1 protein-coding gene is annotated in these 1,154 nt (G+C 49.0%); it reads left to right on the top strand.

Annotation, left to right across the window (positions count from 1 at the left end; genetic code table 11):
* The coding region (locus tag J1785_RS00825) for a glycosyltransferase family protein (protein WP_217218580.1) at positions 1 to 1,068 on the top strand (1,068 nt) is incomplete at its 5' end.
* Between the last annotated feature and the right edge of the window lie 86 nt (positions 1,069 to 1,154).

Genomic DNA, 1,154 nt, shown 5'->3' with positions numbered 1-1,154 from the left:
GCGCTGAGCCGTATCGTTGATGAGCTGACGAAAGTCCCCTATCTGGAAGAAATCGTTATTGGATTAGATCGCGCTGACCGCGATCAATTTTTATTTGCCCGCGAATTTTTCTCCCGACTGCCACAACGTCACCGCATTTTATGGAATGACGGTCCGCGCCTGACAGCACTGGATGAAGAGCTGAAGAAAGAAAATCTTTCGCCCAATGAACCCGGTAAAGGTCGTAATGTCTGGTTTTGTGTGGGCTATACGCTGGCCTCACGCCGCACCTCTGTCGTCGGGCTGCATGATTGTGACATTGTCACTTATAGCCGTGAGATGCTGGCGCGTCTGATGTATCCGGTGGCGAATCCGAACTTCCACTACGATTTTTGCAAAGGCTATTATGCCCGTGTGGCAGACGGAAAATTCAACGGTCGTGTCGGCCGCCTGCTGGTTTTCCCGTTACTGAAATCCCTGCAAATCGTTTACGGCCACTCTGATTTTCTTGAATATCTGCGTACTTTCCGTTATCCGCTTTCCGGTGAATTCGCGATGCGCACGCATGTTCTGAACGATTTACGTATTCCGAGTGACTGGGGGCTGGAAATTGGCGTGTTGTCAGAATTGCATCGAAATACGGCGACCAAACGTATTTGCCAGGTGGATATCGCCGACAATTACGATCATAAGCACCAGCCGATGTCAGAAGAAGATGCGTCAAATGGTTTACAGCGCATGAGTATTGATATTACCAAAGCGCTGTACCGAAAGATGGCAATTCTGGGTGTCAATATTACCAGTGAGTCTTTCCGGATACTGAAAGCCACTTATTACCGGAATGCGCTGGATATGATTGACGGATTTGAAAATGATGCGCGTATGAACGGTTTGTCTTTTGACCGTCACAGCGAGGAATCGGCAGTAGAATTGTTCTCGGGCGCGATCATGGAAGCGGGTCAGGCTTTTGTGGATACACCGAGCGAAAAACCCTTTATCCCCAGCTGGAGCCGCGTGCAATCAGCCTTCCCTGATATGCTTGACCGCATTCATGAAGCGGTTGAAAAAGATAACGAAGGCGACGTGTAACGCCGTTTCAAACGAATGACCACTGAACGTAAAAACGCTGCAATCGCAGCGTTTTTTATGGGTGAATCTCAGGGTTGTGTTATACG

Source organism: Rahnella perminowiae (genome assembly GCF_019049755.1).
GTDB classification, from domain to species: Bacteria; Pseudomonadota; Gammaproteobacteria; order Enterobacterales; family Enterobacteriaceae; genus Rahnella; species Rahnella perminowiae.
The sequence above is the reverse complement of the archived record's forward strand: the minus strand, read 5'-3'. Positions and strand labels throughout refer to the sequence as shown.